The sequence below is a fragment of the Pseudarthrobacter sp. MDT1-56 genome (assembly GCF_059383555.1).
This window is the reverse complement of record NZ_JBWZCK010000005.1, coordinates 1-16751: the sequence shown is the minus strand read 5'-3', so window position 1 is coordinate 16751 and position 16751 is coordinate 1. Positions and strand designations below refer to the sequence as shown.

At 67.4% G+C, this 16751-nt stretch carries 12 protein-coding genes; 6 read left to right on the top strand and 6 right to left on the bottom strand.

What is annotated here, in order from left to right; translation table 11 throughout:
- The first annotated feature begins 168 nt into the window (after positions 1 to 168).
- The 4 genes from AC50YC_RS08365 (at position 169) to AC50YC_RS08350 (ending at position 5274) form a co-directional block, all read left to right on the top strand.
- Positions 169 to 1578 (top strand): alpha,alpha-trehalose-phosphate synthase (UDP-forming), encoded by a 1410-nt coding sequence (locus tag AC50YC_RS08365; RefSeq protein ID WP_494953322.1) that lies wholly within the window; start codon positions 169 to 171, stop codon positions 1576 to 1578.
- Positions 1568 to 2395 carry a trehalose-phosphatase gene (gene otsB, locus AC50YC_RS08360; protein WP_494953085.1) on the top strand — a complete coding sequence of 276 codons (828 nt, stop codon included), beginning with the start codon at positions 1568 to 1570 and terminating at the stop codon, positions 2393 to 2395. The genes AC50YC_RS08365 and otsB overlap by 11 nt, the downstream gene beginning before the upstream one ends.
- A gap of 244 nt (positions 2396 to 2639) precedes the next feature.
- On the top strand, positions 2640 to 3722 hold the full coding sequence (locus AC50YC_RS08355; RefSeq protein WP_354172427.1) for an ABC transporter ATP-binding protein: 1083 nt from the start codon (positions 2640 to 2642) through the stop codon (positions 3720 to 3722).
- A 133-nt stretch (positions 3723 to 3855) separates the two neighbouring features.
- Positions 3856 to 5274, top strand: a complete 1419-nt coding sequence (locus tag AC50YC_RS08350; protein ID WP_494953321.1) for a DUF4032 domain-containing protein — start codon at positions 3856 to 3858, stop codon at positions 5272 to 5274.
- A gap of 48 nt (positions 5275 to 5322) precedes the next feature.
- Here AC50YC_RS08350 and AC50YC_RS08345 read toward each other — a convergent pair whose 3' ends face one another.
- The 5 genes from AC50YC_RS08345 to AC50YC_RS08325 all read right to left on the bottom strand — a co-directional run bounded on the left by AC50YC_RS08345 (position 5323) and on the right by AC50YC_RS08325 (position 12831).
- Entirely contained in the window at positions 5323 to 6690 is a 1368-nt protein-coding gene (locus AC50YC_RS08345; RefSeq protein ID WP_494953084.1) for an FAD-binding oxidoreductase, read from the bottom strand.
- A 33-nt stretch (positions 6691 to 6723) separates the two neighbouring features.
- Complete coding sequence (locus AC50YC_RS08340) at positions 6724 to 8775, bottom strand: glycoside hydrolase family 13 protein (RefSeq protein ID WP_494953083.1); 2052 nt, start codon at positions 8773 to 8775, stop codon at positions 6724 to 6726.
- 2 nt (positions 8776 to 8777) lie between these two features.
- The gene (locus AC50YC_RS08335) at positions 8778 to 9749 is read right to left on the bottom strand and encodes a sugar ABC transporter permease (protein ID WP_494953082.1); all 972 of its coding nucleotides are present in this window, start codon (positions 9747 to 9749) and stop codon (positions 8778 to 8780) included.
- Entirely contained in the window at positions 9746 to 11398 is a 1653-nt protein-coding gene (locus tag AC50YC_RS08330; RefSeq protein ID WP_494953081.1) for an ABC transporter permease subunit, read from the bottom strand. The genes AC50YC_RS08335 and AC50YC_RS08330 overlap by 4 nt, the downstream gene beginning before the upstream one ends.
- 134 nt (positions 11399 to 11532) lie before the next feature.
- Entirely contained in the window at positions 11533 to 12831 is a 1299-nt protein-coding gene (locus AC50YC_RS08325; protein ID WP_494953320.1) for a sugar ABC transporter substrate-binding protein, read from the bottom strand.
- A 336-nt stretch (positions 12832 to 13167) separates the two neighbouring features.
- Here AC50YC_RS08325 and AC50YC_RS08320 point away from each other — a divergent pair, with 336 nt between their 5' ends.
- A complete protein-coding gene (locus AC50YC_RS08320) occupies positions 13168 to 14949 on the top strand; it encodes a glycoside hydrolase family 13 protein (RefSeq protein ID WP_494953080.1) in 1782 nt (593 codons plus the stop codon).
- 2 nt (positions 14950 to 14951) lie between these two features.
- Positions 14952 to 15983, top strand: coding sequence for a LacI family DNA-binding transcriptional regulator (locus tag AC50YC_RS08315; RefSeq protein ID WP_494953079.1), 1032 nt, complete (start codon positions 14952 to 14954; stop codon positions 15981 to 15983).
- Between the two features lie 34 nt (positions 15984 to 16017).
- Here AC50YC_RS08315 and AC50YC_RS08310 read toward each other — a convergent pair whose 3' ends face one another.
- A complete protein-coding gene (locus AC50YC_RS08310; RefSeq protein ID WP_494953078.1) occupies positions 16018 to 16518 on the bottom strand; it encodes an SRPBCC family protein in 501 nt (166 codons plus the stop codon).
- Positions 16519 to 16751: the final 233 nt, after the last annotated feature.

Genomic DNA, 16751 nt, shown 5'->3' with positions numbered 1-16751 from the left:
GAAGATTGCGCCGGGCTAGGGTGGATAGGAGCCACGAGCGAACCCCAGGGAGCACCAATGCAGGCAACCAAACACGCCGGGTCGGATCCAGAATCCACCGGCGCGGACGCGCACGGGGCCGGCGCGCCCGGCCGCAGCGACACTGACCGGGACGCGCAGTATGACTTCATGGTGGTCTCCAACCGCATGCCGGTTGACCGCTGTGACGCGGACGAGCCCGGCTGCGAGGGCGGCTGGCGCCGATCCCCCGGCGGCCTGGTCACCGCGCTTGCCCCCATGATGACCAAGACCGACGGTGCGTGGGTCGGCTGGCACGGCGCGCCGGATGAGCATGTCCAGCCTTTCAGCCATGGCGGCATCGACCTCGTTCCGGTCCAGCTGAGCACCCATGACATCGAATTCTTCTACGAGGGGTTCTCCAACTCCACTCTCTGGCCGCTCTACCACGACGTGATTGCCCCGCCGGAGTTCCACCGGACCTGGTGGGATTCCTACCGCAAGGTCAACCGCCGGTTCGCGGACGCCGTCATCCACCACGCCGGCCCCGGCGCCACGGTCTGGGTCCAGGACTACCAGCTTCAGCTCGTCCCAAAGATGCTCCGCGAAGCGCGTCCGGACCTGAAGATCGGCTTCTTCAACCACATTCCTTTCCCGCCGCCGGAGATCTTTGCCCAACTGCCGTGGCGCAGGGCCATTATCGACGGGCTGCTGGGCGCCGATCTGGTCGGCTTCCAGCGCCCCAGCGACGCCGGCAACTTCATGCGCTCCGCACGCCGCTTCCTCGGGGCCAGCGTCAAGCAGCAGCAAATCCACGTCAAGGGCAGCGACGGGGCCACCACCCACATCGCCCGCGCCCAGGCGTTCCCCATCTCAATTGACGTCCAGCAGATCAGCGAACTGGCCCGGAACCCGGAGATCATCGAACGCTCCCGGCAGATCCGCCGTGATCTCGGGAACCCGAAAACCATCCTTCTCGGCGTCGACCGCCTCGACTACACCAAGGGCATCCGGCACCGGCTCAAGGCCTACGAGGAACTCCTGGCCGACGGCCAGGTCACGGTGGAAGACGCCGCCCTGATCCAGGTGGCCAGTCCCAGCCGGGAACGGGTGGAGCAGTACCGCCTCCTGCGCGAAGAAGTCGAAGGCACGGTCGGCCACATCAACGGCACCTACGACACCATGCAGAACACCGCCGTGCGCTACCTGAACCACAGCTACCCCGTCGAGGAGATGGTGGCGCTGTACCTGGCGGCGGACGTCATGCTCGTCACCGCCCTGCGCGACGGGATGAACCTCGTCGCCAAGGAATACGTCACGGCCCGCACCAACAACGACGGCGCACTGGTGCTGAGCGAGTTCGCCGGCGCCGCGGACCAGCTCAAGCAGGCCCTGCTGATGAACCCGCACGACATCGACGGCCTCAAGGACACCATCATGAAGGCCGTCAACATGCAGCCGACGGAGGCCGCACGCCGCATGCGCTCGATGCGCAAACAGATCCTGGACCACGACGTCGACCGCTGGTCCTCGGATTTCCTGAGCGCGCTCGAAGAAAAGGTAATCCGCGATGACTCCTGAGCAGGCCCCCAAGCAGACACCGCTCTCCCTCTCCCCGGAGCTCCTCGACGCCTTGCGCCTCATCGCCGCCACCGAACAGCTGCTGGTCGCGATGGACTTCGACGGCACCATGGCACCCCTCGTGGACCATGCCGGGGATGCCCGCGCCCTCCCCCGCTCGGCAGCGGCCTTCGCCGCGCTCACCGAGCTTCCGCGGACGACGACGGCGCTTATCTCCGGGCGCGCCCTGGACAGCCTGCGGGCGGTCGCCTTCCCCCCGGAAAAGACGCTGTTGATCGGCAGCCACGGCGCCGAAGTCTGGATGGGACCCGGGTCCTCGAAACTGGATCTCGATGACGCCCGCCGGGAACTGCTCGCCGAGGTCCGGCGCGAGCTGGAGGGCATCGTGGAGGTGGCGCCGGGAACCCTGCTGGAGGACAAGCCGGCCGGCGTCGTCCTGCACACCCGGCTTGCCGCGGACGATGTCGCCGAGGACGCTGTCGCTGCTGCCCGCGCCGTGCTGCAGGACCGGCCCGGGGTGTACCTGAAGAGCGGCAACCGCGTACTGGAGACCTCCGTGGTGCACGCCTCCAAGGGGGAAGGCGTCTCCTTCCTGCGCCAGGCGACCGGCGCCACGGCCACGGTCTTCGCGGGCGATGACACCACCGACGAGGACGCCCTGGCGCGCCTGCTCCCGGGGGACCTGGGCGTGAAGGTCGGGTTGGACTTCACGCAGGCCCAGTTCCGGATCGAAGCGCCGGCGCACGTTTCCGAATTGTTGGAGGCCCTGCTGCGGGAACGGAGTCGTGCCCTCGGACTGCCGGACACTACCTCATAGCGGGGCACCTTGTAAGCCGAATCACGTGTGACATCCGCAACACTTTGACCCATTAACCAAAAATATGACATACTCTAGTTGTGATGTGGCGCACAAGTACCGTGCGGCGTCATTGGATGCTCCTCGGCTTCGGCCGGGGAGTATACGCACGACCAGGTGCTGATAACTGAATTAACAACTGAAGAATAAGACCATTCACTACGGATCGTCCGGCACGTACCTGACGGTGAAGGGATTGATAACTGTGGCTACAGTTACTTTTGATAACGCAACACGTCTGTACCCGGGCACGGATAAGCCCGCTGTTGACAAGCTCAACATTGAAATCGCCGATGGCGAATTCCTGGTCCTCGTTGGACCCTCCGGCTGTGGCAAGTCGACCTCCCTGCGCATGCTCGCAGGTCTTGAGGACGTCAACGCCGGCCGGATCCTGATTGGCGACCGCGATGTTACCGACGTTCCCCCGAAGGACCGCGACATCGCCATGGTTTTCCAGAACTACGCCCTGTACCCGCACATGACGGTCGCGGACAACATGGGCTTCGCCCTGAAGATCGCCGGCGTCAGCAAGGAAGAGCGCGCCGAGCGTGTCCGTGAAGCGGCCAAGCTCCTGGATCTCGAGCCGTACCTGGACCGCAAGCCGAAGGCACTCTCCGGCGGCCAGCGCCAGCGTGTTGCCATGGGCCGCGCGATCGTGCGTAACCCGCAGGTCTTCCTCATGGATGAGCCGCTGTCCAACCTTGATGCAAAGCTCCGCGTGCAGACGCGCACGCAGATTGCGTCCCTGACCCGCCGCCTGGGCGTCACCACGGTCTACGTGACCCACGACCAGGTCGAGGCCATGACCATGGGCGACCGCGTCGCCGTGCTGAAGGACGGCCTGCTGATGCAGGTCGACACCCCGCGCAACCTGTACGACAAGCCCAAGAACGTCTTCGTGGCCGGCTTCATCGGCTCCCCCGCGATGAACCTGCTGGAGCTTCCCGTCGTCGACGGCGGCGTGCAGTTCGGCGGCACCATCTACCCGGTGCCGCACAACGTCCTCGAGGAGGCCAGCGGCAAGACCGTCACGCTCGGCTCCCGTCCGGAAGACCTTGAGCAGGTCGCCGCAGGTGAAGGCCTCCAGGTCGAGGTTGACGTCGTCGAGGAACTCGGCGCCGACGCATACGTCTACGGCCACACCACGCTGGACGGCAAGAGCCACGACATCGTGGCCCGCGTCGACGGCCGCCGCCCCCCGATGAAGGGCGAGTCCATTTACGTCCGCCCGCAGTCCGGCCACGTGCACCTGTTCGACACCAAGACGGGCCTGCGCCTGGGCGATTAATCTCCTGCACGACTGACGGCGGTCCTCCCCTTTGGAGGGCCGCCGTCGGGCTTTAACTTGCCTGGCAGCACCCTTTCCGTTAGGGCCGCCGCCCTTAGTACGGAAGAATTGGCTCATGACCGAGGACAACCACATCACCGAGGAAAACAGTGCCCAGTGGCACGACGAGCCCACAGACTACGGTCAGATCGGCAAGTTGCCCCGGTTCGAAGCCGCCAGTGCCAACGACAGCAAGGCGTCTGTGGCGTCGAGCTCGCTGAGCATCACCGCCGCCGCCACCGAGCCGGAGCTCCTGGACTTGCCGTGGCACATCGCCCTGGAGGACTGGCCGACGGAATTTCTCGCTGCGCTCCCCCGCGGCATCTCCCGCCATATCGTGCGCTTCGCCCACCTTGGCGGCTCCGTCATCGCCATCAAGGAGACGTCGGAGCACGTGGCCCGCCACGAGTACCACATGCTCCGCAAGCTCGCCCGGCTGGACGTGCCCTGTGTGGAACCGGTCGCCGTCATCACCGGCCGCACGACGCCGGACGGCCGGCCGCTGAACCCCGTGCTGGTCACCCGGCACCTGAAGTTTTCCATGCCGTACCGCGCCCTCTTCTCGCAGATGCTGCGCAAGGACACGCTTACCCGCCTGATCGACGCGCAGGCCCTGCTCCTGGTACGCCTGCACCTGATCGGGTTCTACTGGGGCGACGTCTCGCTCTCCAACACGCTGTTCCGCCGCGACGCCGGCGCGTTCGCCGCCTACCTCGTGGACGCGGAGACCGGCGAGCTGTATCCGGACCTGTCTACGGGGCAGCGTGAATACGATCTGGAAATAGCCCGGGTCAATATCGCCGGTGAACTCATGGACCTGCTCGACGGCGGCCTGATCGAGGAAAAAGTGGACCCCGTGGCCACGAGTGAACTCATCATGGACAGCTACCGGCGCCTCTGGACCGAGCTGACGGAGAAGGAATCGTTCGAGATCGGTGAGCGCTGGCGGGTGGCGGCCCGCATCCGGAAGCTCAACGAGCTGGGATTCGACGTCGAGGAATACGCGATCAAGACGACGCAGAATGGTTCCACAATCCAGCTTCAGCCCAAGGTGGTCGACGCCGGCCACCACCAGCGCCGGCTGCTGCGCCTGACCGGCCTGGACGCCCAGGAAAACCAGGCCCGCCGGCTCCTGAACGACATGGACTCCTTCCGCGCGGACAACAACCCCGGGATGGACGAGGAATACAGCGCCCACCTGTGGGTCAGCCAGATTTTCGAACCGATCGTCCGTTCCATCCCCCGCGACCTGTCCGGGAAACTGGAGCCTGCGGAGGCCGTGCACGAGATCCTGGAGCACCGCTGGTACATGTCCGAGAAGGAGAACCGGCACATCCCGCTGGCCGAAGCCGTACAGTCCTACATTGACTCCGAGCTGCGCCACCGCCGGGACGAGGCGGCCATCATGCTGAACCCGGACACGGGGCTGCTCAAGATCCTGGAGGTGGAAACGGAGGAATCCCGCTATGGCGCCGACGAGGCCATCGACGAATACCCGGACTCCGACGACTAGGCTGCCGCGGCGCCGTTCTACGGGAAATCCGGTCGTGGCACAGCCGCGCTAGATCGCCTTGCCGGGGTTCAGGATGCCGGCCGGGTCGAATAGTTCCTTAATCCGGCGCTGCAGTTCGCGCACGGGTTCCTTCTGTTCCAGCCCGAGCCAGCGCAGCTTGTACTGGCCGATTCCGTGCTCCCCGGTGATGGTGCCGCCAATGGCCAATGCCACGGTGATGGATTCGTCCAGGGCAGCGCCGAGGCGCGTCATGGCGTCCGCGGCCACGGTCTTGTCCACCCGGTCCACCCAGAAGGTGGGGTGCAGGTTGCCGTCGCCGGCGTGCGCCACCACTTTGAGCTTGACCCCGTGCGTTGCCGCCATGGTCTCGAGGGCTTCCACGTAGTCGACCAGCCGGGAGCGCGGGACGGCGACATCCTCGCCCACTCGGTATTCGTCGTCGACCTCCACGCCGCGGCTGTTGCGCCGCAACTCCACCAGGCGCTCCGCCTCCGCGCTGGCCTCCATGGTCACGACCGCGCCGCCGGCCACGAGGACCGGCCGGATTGCCGCTGCTTCCGCCGCCGCGCCGAAGCCGTCGGTCTGGATCAGCAGCAGGGACTGTCCCCGGGAGGCGAGATCCGAGCCGTGGAGCGCGTCGAGCTGGGCCAGGGTGCCGCTGTCGAGCAGTTCCATGATGGCCGGTTGCACGCGTGCCTTGCCCACAGCGAGGACGCCCGCCGCGGCGCTGCGGAAGTCCGGGTAGAAGGCGGCGACTGTGTGCACGTCCTGCGGAAGGTACTTGAGCCGGACGGTGATTCCGACGACGATCCCCAGCGTCCCCTCGGAGCCGACGAAGAGCCCGGTGAGGTCGTAGCCGGCGACCCCTTTGAAGGTCTGGTGGCCGGTGTGGATGAGCGAGCCGTCCGCCAGCACGACGTCGAGCGCCAGCACCGAGTCGCGGGTCACCCCGTATTTGGCGCAGCGCAGGCCGCCGGCGTTCGTGGCCACGTTGCCGCCGATGGTGGACTGCTTGTAGCTGGCCGGGTCGGGGGCGTACATGAGTCCGTGGGCCGCTGCGGCCGTGTTGAGGTCCGCGTTGATGACACCGGGTTCGACGACGGCAGTTTCGTCGTCGGGGTTGAGGTCCAGGATGCGGTTCATCCGTTCCAGGCTCAGCACGACGCAGTCCTTGCTCGCGTGCGCACCACCCGAGACCCCGGTCCCGGCGCCCCGGGCCACCAGCGGAACCCCGAGGGCTGCGCAGGCGCGGACAGTGGCCTGGACGTCCTCGACGGATTCGGCCCGGACCACGGCCTGCGGCAGCTGGTAGTCCAGCACCGGCGCCTGGTCTACCGCGTAGACGGTCAGGGTGGGGGCGTCCACGGCCACTTTGGCAGGGCCCAGGGCAGAGGTGAGCTCGTCGATGATGCTCATGCGGTCTCCAGTTCGTCGAATCCGGCTTTCAGTCTAAGGCGCGGACCCGGGAGCGCCGGAGCGGGCTGTCGACTGCGGCGTGGCTCGGGGCAGCGGGGTGCCGGGCAGCAACCAAATCCCCGCCGCGGCGCCCCGGGTGCTGACCAGTGTGCCGGTGGCCGCCCCGTCCGCACTGGTTTGCCCGGCCGCGAGGTGAGCTGTAATGAGCTGAGCTGTGCTGAACGCGGGATACCCCGCGAGGGCCAGGTGCTGGGCGCCAGTGAGTGTTCCCGGCGCCAGGTGAACCTCCGCGGCGGCCCGGGTCACGACGACGAGCACGCAACGTCCGGCTGTTTCCCGCACAAACGCCAGGGCGTCGCCCTCCGCATACAGCCAGCGGATTCCGCCTCCGGTCAGCGCGGGCTGGTCCCGGCGCAGCGCGGCGAGCGCGGCGTAGTCATCCCGGAGATCAGCAAGGACCCGGTCCGGATCGTTCCAGGGCATCGGCGTCCGCGACGCTTCCCCGTTGTACCCCTTGAGCCCGAACTCGTCGCCGGCGAACACCACCGGGACGCCGGGCAGCGTGAACATCAGCACTGCGCCGAGCCGCTGGCCGCCGTCGATCATCACGGTGGCGGCCCGCGCGGTGTCGTGGCTGTTCAGCGCGTTCATGTTCTGCTGCCGGACGTCCCAGCTGAAGGCGGCCGCCAAATCCAGATGGGTGGCCAGGAAATCCTCGGCGCCGGTCCGGTTGGGGCCGGGCAAGGGGGTCCCGAAGAAATTGACGTGCGGGGCGTCGCCGGCGAGCCAGGACCACAACGGGCGGGTGAAGGTGGAGTACGTCATGGCGCCGTGCCAGTGTTCACCGCTGAAGTCCGGGGCGGCGTCGTTGGTGGCTTCGGCCAGCAGCGCGGCCTCCGGGTTGATCTCCCGGACCCTGCCGGCGATCAGCCGGGCCACGTCCTGGTTCAGATCCGTGGCCCCGAGCCGGCCGGTCATGTTGCCGACGTCGATCCGCCAGCCGTCGAGGTTGAAGGGAGGCTTGAGCCAGCGGGCCACGGGCGAGTCGTCTGCCAGGACGAACCGTTCCTTCAGCCCCTTCGAGGCCCAATTGAGTTTGGGCAGCGAGGCTACGCCGTACCAGGCTTCGTACTCGGTGTGGTCGTCATTGAAGTAGTAGTAGCCCGCTTCGGGAGAGGCAGGTTCGGCGAGGGCGCGCCGGAACCATTCATGGGCGTCGCCGGAGTGGTTGGCCGTGAGGTCGCCCATCACCTTCAGGCCGCGGGCGTGGGCGGCCTGCACCAGCTCCACCAGGGCCTGGTCTCCGCCGAGGAGCGGATCCACGGACGCGAAGGTGGCGGCGTCATAGCGATGATTGGACCGCGCCGGGAAGAACGGCGTCAGGTATATGACGTCCGCGCCGAGCTGCTGGATGTGGTCGAGTTTTTCTGTGATGCCCGCGAGGTCCCCGCCGTAGAACTGGTAGGGGGTCTGCGGGCCGGAACCCTCCACCGGGGTGGTGTCCCAGCTGCACGGCACCGCCCAGTCGGGGACGCGGGTCCCGACGGGGAGGCCCGGGCGGGGATGGCCAGCGGGCACGCCGCCGGCCGAGGCTGCGGAGCGGGCAAAGCGGTCCGGGAAAATCTGGTACATCGTGCCCGTGCGGAGCCATCGCGGCGCTGCCGGGAACGTGGTCAGGCGGAAGTCCGCGTAGTCGGAAACGTCCCGGTTGAAGAGGCCCTGCGCGTTGAGGCTCCAGTAGCTCAGGTCCCCAGGCGCCAGCGGGACCTCCAGCAGGAAGCGGTACCGGGCCACCGGGTTGGTGACCGTCATGAGCGCCTCCCACCAGACCCAGCCGTCCGCCTCGCCACCGTCGGCGCAGGGCTCATAGCGGGGCTCACCGTCCTGGATCGAGCGCAGCCAGACCCGCGTGGCGCGTCCCCAGCCGGCGGGAACCCGGATCCGCAGCGGGGCCGCATCGCCGAGCGACACCTGCTGCGGGGCGTGCAGGCCGGAGCCGTCGTGGTGCGGCAGCAGCCCCAGAGTGCCCGGCCCGGTCCGCCCCGGCCCCGTACTGCCCGGCCCCGTCCTGCCCAGCCCGGTCATGCCTAGCCCTTCACCGAGCCCTGGGTGAGGCCGCTGACGATGTAGCGCTGCAGGAAGAGGAAGAGTGCCATGACCGGCACGGCGGCGAGCACGGCACCGGCGGCGAACACCCCCCAGTTCTCAGACCGCTGCTGCGCCACGAAGGAATAGAGGCCGACGGCCAGGGTCTGGCTGTCCGGGTCCGTGAGCACCACGCTGGCGATCACGAATTCGCCGGAGATTCCGATGAAGGACAACAGGCCCACCACGGCCAGGATCGGGGTGACCAGGCGCATGATGATGCCAAAGAAGATCTGCGTGTGGCTGGCGCCGTCGATCTTGGCGGCCTCGTCGAGGGACGTCGGGACGGTGTTGAAGAAGCCGTACATCAGGTAGGTGTTCACGCCCAGGGCGCCGCCGAGGTAGACCATGATGAGTCCGAGCTGGCTGCCGAGGCCGAGAGCCGGGATGACCTCGGAGATGCCGCTGAGCAGCAGGAAGATCGCGACGACGGCGAGCAGCTGCGGGAACATCTGCAGCAGCAGCAGGCTGAGGAGGCCGATCCGGCGGCCCTTGAAGCGCATCCGGGAGAACGCGTAGGCCGCCATGGCGCCGAGGAAGACCGTGGCCGCGGACGTCACGACGCCCACCACCATGGTGTTCACGAACCAGCGGGCGTAGGGCCGCGCGGGGTTGTTGAACAGCTCGGTGAAGTTGCCGAAGTCGATCCGGCTGAACAGGGCGTTGGAGCCCACCAGCGTTCCGGTGGAATTGAACGCCGCGGAGAGCACGTACAGCAGCGGGAAGATCGCGAAGATGGTCACGGCGATGCCGACCAGGTGCCGCCAGCCCTTGTCCTTGAACCAGACGCCGAAGGGGCGCCGGCGCCGCAGCGAGCGGAGCTGGTCGACGTCGGTGGTGCTTGCTGTTGCTGCGTCGTCGACGCCGGCCGGAGCCGCCGCTGTGCTGACGGTCCGTGCTGCTGACCCGTTCATGAGTTCACGTCCTCGAGTGCCTTGGTCTGCTTGAAGCCGATGGCCGAAACGGTGGCCACGATGATGAAGATGATGATGGCCAGGGCGCTGGCGAGGCCATAGTCACGCCCCGTCCCCTGCCCGAACGCCACCTTGTAGACGAGCGTGATCAGGATGTCCGTGGCTCCGATGTCCCGGTCGGTGTCCGCGAAGCGCGGGCCGCCGCCGGTGAGCATGAAGATCACGTTGAAGTTGTTGAAGTTGAACGCGAAGGAGGAGATCAGCAGCGGTGCGATGGAGACCAGCAGCAGGGGCAGCTTGATGGAGCGGAACACCCGCCAGGGGCCGGCGCCGTCCATCCGGGCGGCCTCGTCAAGCTCCGTCGGCAGCGACTGCAGGGCCCCGGTGCAGACCAGGAACATGTACGGGAAGCCAAGCCACAGGTTGACCACGAGCACACTGATCTTGGCCAGGAACGGGTCCGTGAGCCAGCCGATCGTGGCCCCGCCCAGCAGGGTCTGGTTAAGCCAGCCGAACTGCGGGTTGAGGATGCCGGACCAGACGAGCCCGGACAGGAACGCCGGGAAGGCGTAAGGCAGGATCATCAGGATCCGGTACACCTTCTTGCCACGCAGGTCCTCGCGGTTGAAGGTCATGGCCAGGAACAGGCCCATCGCGAAGGTCAGCGCCACGGAGGCCACGGCGAAGGTGAAGGTCCAGAGGATGACGCCCAGCAGCGGACCGCGCAGGCTGGGATCGGTAAAGGCGCGGGCGAAGTTTTCCATGCCGACGTCGATCTTCCAGCCGGTGGTGAGCGTCTCGCCGTTGCTGGCCGCGAAGGCGCCTTCGCCGTTGTCACGGTAGAGCGTGCCGGTTTCGGTGTCGGTGAAGGTGTCGGCCGCGGCGTCGTATGTCAGCGCCGGCTTGAACTGGTAGGCGTTGCTGCCGTCGGCGGTCCGCAGGGTGCCGTCGGCCGGGTCGGCGGAGACGGGGACGGTGATGTCCAGGATCTGCTGCTGGTTCGCCACGATTTCCTGGAAGTTCAGGGTGCGGTAGCTGTCCAGGGCGTTGGCTTTGCCGGTGGAGTCCTTGCCGGCGCCGGAAACGGCCTCAAGCGGCGCCTCCGTGCTGCCGAGCGAGACCTGGCCGTCCGGGTCCGTGAAGAGCAAGTAGAAGGAATTGTCTTTGGCGAGGACTGCCGTCTTGTAGGCCGACGAATCGGGGACGCGTTTCTGTGCGGTGAGCTGGATGGCGGCGATCGCGTCATCCTTGGTGCTGTTGTGGCCGTCGCCGTAGTTGGTGAAGGCGATGTAGCCGCTGAAGAGGACCACGAAGACCTGGAAGACCAGCAGGAACAGCACGCCGGGGGCCAGATACTTGGCGGGGAGTCCGCCCTTGCGCAGGTAGATCCAGTTGATCGCGAGGACGACGGCGGAGGAGACTGCCAGCGCGCCCCACGACTCGGCGAGGAACAGCATCATCAGGACGTAGACGGCCAGTGCGTCCACGAGGCCCAGCAGCACGATCTTGGCGATGGTGCCTGTGGTGGTGTCCGGGCCGAAACGGCGGCGCCCGGCGCCCGGGCGGCCTGGCCGCCCGGCAGAGCCGGAGCCGTCCGGGCCCGTTGCTGAGGCCGGGTTGCCGGCCTGGCGGAGTTCGGTATCTGTCATGGCTGTCTACGGTCCTTGGGAGAAGCTGGTGGTGGTGCAGGAACGGGCCGGGCGGCATGGCTGCCGCCCGGCCCGGTGCGTGCCGGTCCGTGACGCCTTTCGAAGGATGGGAACGCCACGAACCGGCGCGGGGACTAACCCCCGATTTTCGCCTTGATGCTCGCGGCCATCTTGGCCCAGTCTGCGGCGGGATCGCCCTGGCCCTGGATGAGGGCCAGTTCGGTGGCTCCCCAGTCAGCCCAGACGGCGCTCATTTCCGGGATGGCCGGCATCGGGACGCCGGTGGCGCCGATCTTGCCGAAGGCTGCCACGACGGGATCGCTGGCGGCCTTCTCGAAGGATGACTTCAGGGCCGGCGGACGGCCTCCGGCCTTGTACATCGAGTCCTGGGCGTCCTCGGAGGTGAGGTAGTTGGTCACAAACTCGTTGGTGGCCAGGGCGTTGGCGCTCTTGGCACTGATGAAGAAGCCGTTGACGCCGATGAACGGCTGGGCAGGCTTGTCACCGGCGGTCGGCAGCGCGTCCACAGCGAACTTGATGCCCTTCTTCTGCACGTCCGGCACGTTCCACGGGCCGGTCAGGAAGTACGGGGACTCCTCGGCCAGGAACTTCTCCTTGGCGATGTCACCGGTGATGTTGGAGTTGATGATCTTCTCGCCGGCGTCGCCCCAGGCGAGCAGCTTCTTGGCGAACTCCACACCGGCGGCGTCGCCGATCAGGAGCTGCTTGGGATCGTAGCCGCCGTCGGCAGCCAGGCCGAAGACCTGGGAACCCATGGATGCCTGCAGCGGGTACAGGTGGTAGGGGTCGCCCTGCTTCGGGTCCATGCCGACCAGGAACGGGAACTGTGCCTTGCCGTCAGCGACGGCCTTCTTGCCGTTGGCGATGACCTCGTCGAAGGTCTTGGCTGCCGCCGGCACCATGTCGGTGTTGCGCAGCAGTGCGATGTTCTCGATTGCGTACGGGACGCCGTAGACGGAACCGTTGTACGTCATGGCCTTGACGGACGAGTCCTGGAATCCGGATTTCTTGTCGCCGAGCTCGACCGGGGCAATGACGCCGTTCTGGACGAACTTGCCTACCCAGTCGTGCGGGCCGACGATCAGGTCCGGCCCCTTGCCCGTGGGGACCTGGGTGATGAAGTCGTCGCGGACTGCTGCGAAGTCCTTGACCACGAGCTTCACTTCAATGCCCGTGTCAGCCTGGAACTTGGCGGTGATGTCCTTCAGCGCGGGTGAGCGCTCGGCGTCGACCCACATGGTGATGGTGCCGGCGCCGGTCGACTTGAGGTCCGGCTTGGCCGTGGCGGTTGCCGGTGCCGTGGCGGACGCGCCGCCGCAGGCGCTCAGTGCCAGCGCGGCAGCTACGGAGAGCGCCCCGGCCGTGAATACGCGGCGGCTGGTCCCGGTTGTGAGGGTGTTCTGCACCTTCATTGGTGTCCCTTTCATGAATCCTGCATCCACGCTGAGGGCCCTGTCGGGAGGTTCTGGTGAAGACTCCGGGGCCCGGTGGCATCGTCGGTGATGTGGCTCACAGCTGCAAGCGCTTCCAAAGTACACGGTGATTATGACTTTGAAAAGTCACACTACTGGCGGGTAACAGCCAGGTCGCCTCGCCGGCAGAAATTGGGGGTGCGATGAAGTAGCCGCACTTCAGCGACCTGACGGGGCGCGCGGGGGGATAGTATCCACTCGCCGGCAGTAAGGGCGCACCAGGATTCTTTCTGGAAGCGTTTTCAATTTGCTGGGTTCGGCCTTACGATTACCCGCATGTCCGTTGACGCAGCACTCGCCGCCCCCGCCCAGCCGGCCGGGGCCCTGACCGGCCCCCTGACGCCGGTGCACCCCGCAGATCATCTCCCCGGATGGTGGCGCTCCGCCGTCATCTACCAGGTGTACCCGCGCTCATTCAGGGACCTGAACGGGGACGGCGTCGGCGACCTCGCCGGCATTACCGCCGAGCTGCCGAAGCTGGCAGAACTGGACATCGACGCCGTCTGGCTCTCCCCCTTCTATCGCTCCCCGCAGCGCGACGCCGGCTACGACGTCAGCGACTACTGCGATGTGGACCCGCTGTTCGGCACGCTGGCGGACTTTGACGCGATGATGGCCGAGGCCACGCGGCTGGGCCTGCGGATGATCGTGGACCTGGTCCCCAACCACTGCTCGGACCAGCATGCCGCTTTCCGGGCAGCGTTGGCCGCGCCCGCGGGCAGCCCGGAACGGGACATGTTCATCTTCCGCGACGGCCGTGGCCACTACGGCGAGGAGCCGCCCAACAACTGGGAGTCCCACTTCGGCGGCCCGGCCTGGACCCGGATCGCCGAACCGGACGGGACCCCGGGCCAGTGGTATCTGCACCTCTTTGACACCTCCCAGCCGGATTTCAATTGGGACAACGACGCCGTGCACGAGGAATTCGAGCAGGTCCTGCGCTTCTGGCTGGACCGCGGTGTCTCAGGCTTCCGGGTCGACGTGGCCCATGCCCTGGTCAAGGCCCCCGGGCTGCCGGAATGGGGCGGCCGCGCCGACGGCAACAGCTGCGACGGCTACCCCGGCCATGACGCTCCCATGTTCGGCCAGCCCGCGCTGCACGACATCTACCGCAAATGGCGGCGGATCCTCGCTGAATACGGCCCGGACCGCATCCTGTGCGCCGAAGCGAACGTGGATCCGCTCCCCCGCCTGGCTGACTGGGTCCGGCCGGACGAGATGCACCAGGCCTTCAACTTTCCGTACCTGCACGCCGGCCTGGACGTCCACCGCATGCGCGGTGTCATCACCGAATCCCTGACGGCGCTCGACTCCGTCGGGGCTCCCAGCACTTGGGTACTCTCCAACCACGACGTGGTCCGGCACGCCACCCGGTTCGGCTACGACGGCCATGCGCCGCGCGACGGCGACGGGATCGGCACCTTCGATCCCCAGCCAAACGAGTCCCTCGGTCGCTCCCGGGCCGCGGCCGCGTCCATGTTCATGCTCGGACTGCCCGGCGGCGCCTACCTCTACCAGGGCGAAGAGCTCGGCCTGCCCGACGGGATCGACATTCCGGACAGCCAGCGGCAGGACCCCACCTTCGGCCGCACCGGAGGCGAACGCCTGGGCCGCGACGGCTGCCGCGTCCCGCTGCCGTGGCGCGCCGCCGAACTCCACGCCGGATTCGGCAACGGGGCAGCCCCTTGGCTTCCCCAGCCGGAAAGCTTCACGGAACTGGCGCGTGACGCCCAGGCCGCGTCGCCGTCGTCGCACCTCAACCTCTACCGGCGCATGCTGGCCGCCCGGCGCGAGCTGGGACTGGGCCAGGGGTCCCTCGCCTGGGCCGAGCAATGGTGCACTGACAGCTGCCTGGCGTACGTGAACGGGACTACTCTGGTCCTGCTCAACGCGGGGCAGGATCCTGTCGAACTCCCCGCCGGACGGGTGCTGCTGCGCAGCTCCCCGGATACTGCCGGGAAGGGCTTCGAGTCATCCGAACCGGCCGGCTCCGGGCATCCGTTAGGCTCAGGGGAAACTGTTTGGCTGGAAATCTACATCGAGGACGCGGAGAGCTAAGAATGCCCGGCATCAAGGACGTCGCTGAGCGCGCTGGCCTCTCCATAGCCACCGTTTCGCGAGCCTTGAGCGGCAAGGGACATGTCTCGGCCCGCAGCCGTGAACTCGCCCAGACCGCCGCTGCCGAACTCGGCTTCGTCCTCTCCTATCACGCGTCCAGTCTTGCCTCCGGGCGGAACCACAACGTGGGGGTCGTGGTTCCGTCCGTGCACCGATGGTTCTTTTCCTCGGTGGTGGAGGGCGTCTCGGCGACCCTGCTGGACGCGGGCTACGACCTTACGCTCTACAACGTCAGCGAAGGGCGGGAACGCCGGCACAGCGTGCTGAACGACTTCCTGCTGCGCAAGCGGGTGGATGCGGTGATTGCAGTGTCGCTGGAGCTCAGCGAAGCCGAGATCCAGCAGCTGCTCGCGATCCACCGGCCCATCGTCGGGATCGGGGGACCGCTGCCCGGCGCCTCGACCATCCGCATCGATGATTCGGGCATCGCCCAGGCCGCGGCCCGGCACCTGATCCAGCTCGGCCACAGCAAGATCGCCCACATGACTGGCGACGCCGCCTACGAGCAGGACTTCCGCCTGCCGGGCACCCGCCAGGCCGGTTTTAAGAAGGCCATGAAGGGCGCCGGGCTGGCGATCCGCCCGGAGTGGCAGGTCTCCGCCGACTTCACCATCCAGGGCGCCTACGCCAGCGCACGGCAGCTGCTCGGCGGCTCCGTGGAGCGGCCCACCGCAGTCTTCGCGGCATCCGATGAAATGGCGATCGGGACCATCCTCGCCGCCCGCGACTTCGGGCTCCGGGTACCTGACGACCTGTCCGTGATCGGCATTGACGGCCACGAACTCGGCGGGGTCTTTGGACTCACGACGATCGACCAGGACGCCCGGGGCCAGGGCGCGCTGGCTGTCCGCCGTCTGCTGGCCGGGCTCGACGGCGCAGGGGACGCCGACGCGGCCGACACCGAGTATCCGACGCGCTTCGTGATCCGCTCCAGCACGGCCGTTCCGCCCGTCGACCCGGTGCCGCTGCACTGAGCGCCGGGGGCGCGTGCCCCGCAGTCCTGGCACCTTAGGCGCCGGCACCACCCATAAAGCGCACAAAGCGGTCCAGCACCCCGGGCCAGTCGGCGGCGTACTCCGCCCGTGTTGCGGCGGGCTCCTCGGCGCCTTCCCACCCGCTGTGCACGAGGCGGAGCTCTGCACCCTCTCCCACGGCCCGGAACGCCACGCGCAGCTCTGTGGACCACACAGCGGAGGAACCGGGGTGCCAGCTGGCATGGAAGGACAGCGGGGGCTGCCAGTCGTCGATGGACCCCCAGATGGCGGTCCTGCCGTCGTCCGCGCTCTCCAGGATCAGGTTCTCTTCGAATTCCACATAGGAGCCGGCGCCGAAAACGCTGTGCTCCTCGAGCGGCCACCAGAGGTGCGTGTGTTCGGTGAATCCAACAAAGGCGCGGGCGACCGCCCCCGGAACAATAACTGTGCAGACGACGGGATCCAGCCCGGCTGCCGCTGCCTGCTCCGGTGTCTCGGCGGCGTCAGAGGCTGCGTGGCTGAAGAGGTTATCCATGGGCATCAACTCTACCCGCGGCCCGGCGGTGCCCCGCGTCCTGGGCTGCGTGCGGCAGTGCGGGGCCCGCATCGATCTGGGTGGTGGGTGGGGTCCCATGACGGCGATCCTGTAGGACTGTAAGAGGCGCGTTAAATGCGGGAGAGCCCCGACCGTGTGGTTGGGGCTCTCGACCGTTTAATGATGTTCCGGCGGTGACCTACTCTCCCACACCCTCCCGGGTGCAGTACCAT

Coding starts and splice junctions, on each gene's coding strand:
- AC50YC_RS08365 (WP_494953322.1), top strand. CDS start 169: ATGGTGGTCTCCAACCGCATGCCGGTTGACCGCTGTGACGCGGACGAG.
- otsB (WP_494953085.1), top strand. CDS start 1,568: ATGACTCCTGAGCAGGCCCCCAAGCAGACACCGCTCTCCCTCTCCCCG.
- AC50YC_RS08345 (WP_494953084.1), bottom strand. CDS start 6,690: ATGAGCATCATCGACGAGCTCACCTCTGCCCTGGGCCCTGCCAAAGTG.
- AC50YC_RS08340 (WP_494953083.1), bottom strand. CDS start 8,775: ATGACCGGGCTGGGCAGGACGGGGCCGGGCAGTACGGGGCCGGGGCGG.
- AC50YC_RS08335 (WP_494953082.1), bottom strand. CDS start 9,749: ATGAACGGGTCAGCAGCACGGACCGTCAGCACAGCGGCGGCTCCGGCC.
- AC50YC_RS08330 (WP_494953081.1), bottom strand. CDS start 11,398: ATGACAGATACCGAACTCCGCCAGGCCGGCAACCCGGCCTCAGCAACG.
- AC50YC_RS08325 (WP_494953320.1), bottom strand. CDS start 12,831: ATGAAGGTGCAGAACACCCTCACAACCGGGACCAGCCGCCGCGTATTC.
- AC50YC_RS08320 (WP_494953080.1), top strand. CDS start 13,168: ATGTCCGTTGACGCAGCACTCGCCGCCCCCGCCCAGCCGGCCGGGGCC.
- AC50YC_RS08315 (WP_494953079.1), top strand. CDS start 14,952: ATGCCCGGCATCAAGGACGTCGCTGAGCGCGCTGGCCTCTCCATAGCC.
- AC50YC_RS08310 (WP_494953078.1), bottom strand. CDS start 16,518: ATGGATAACCTCTTCAGCCACGCAGCCTCTGACGCCGCCGAGACACCG.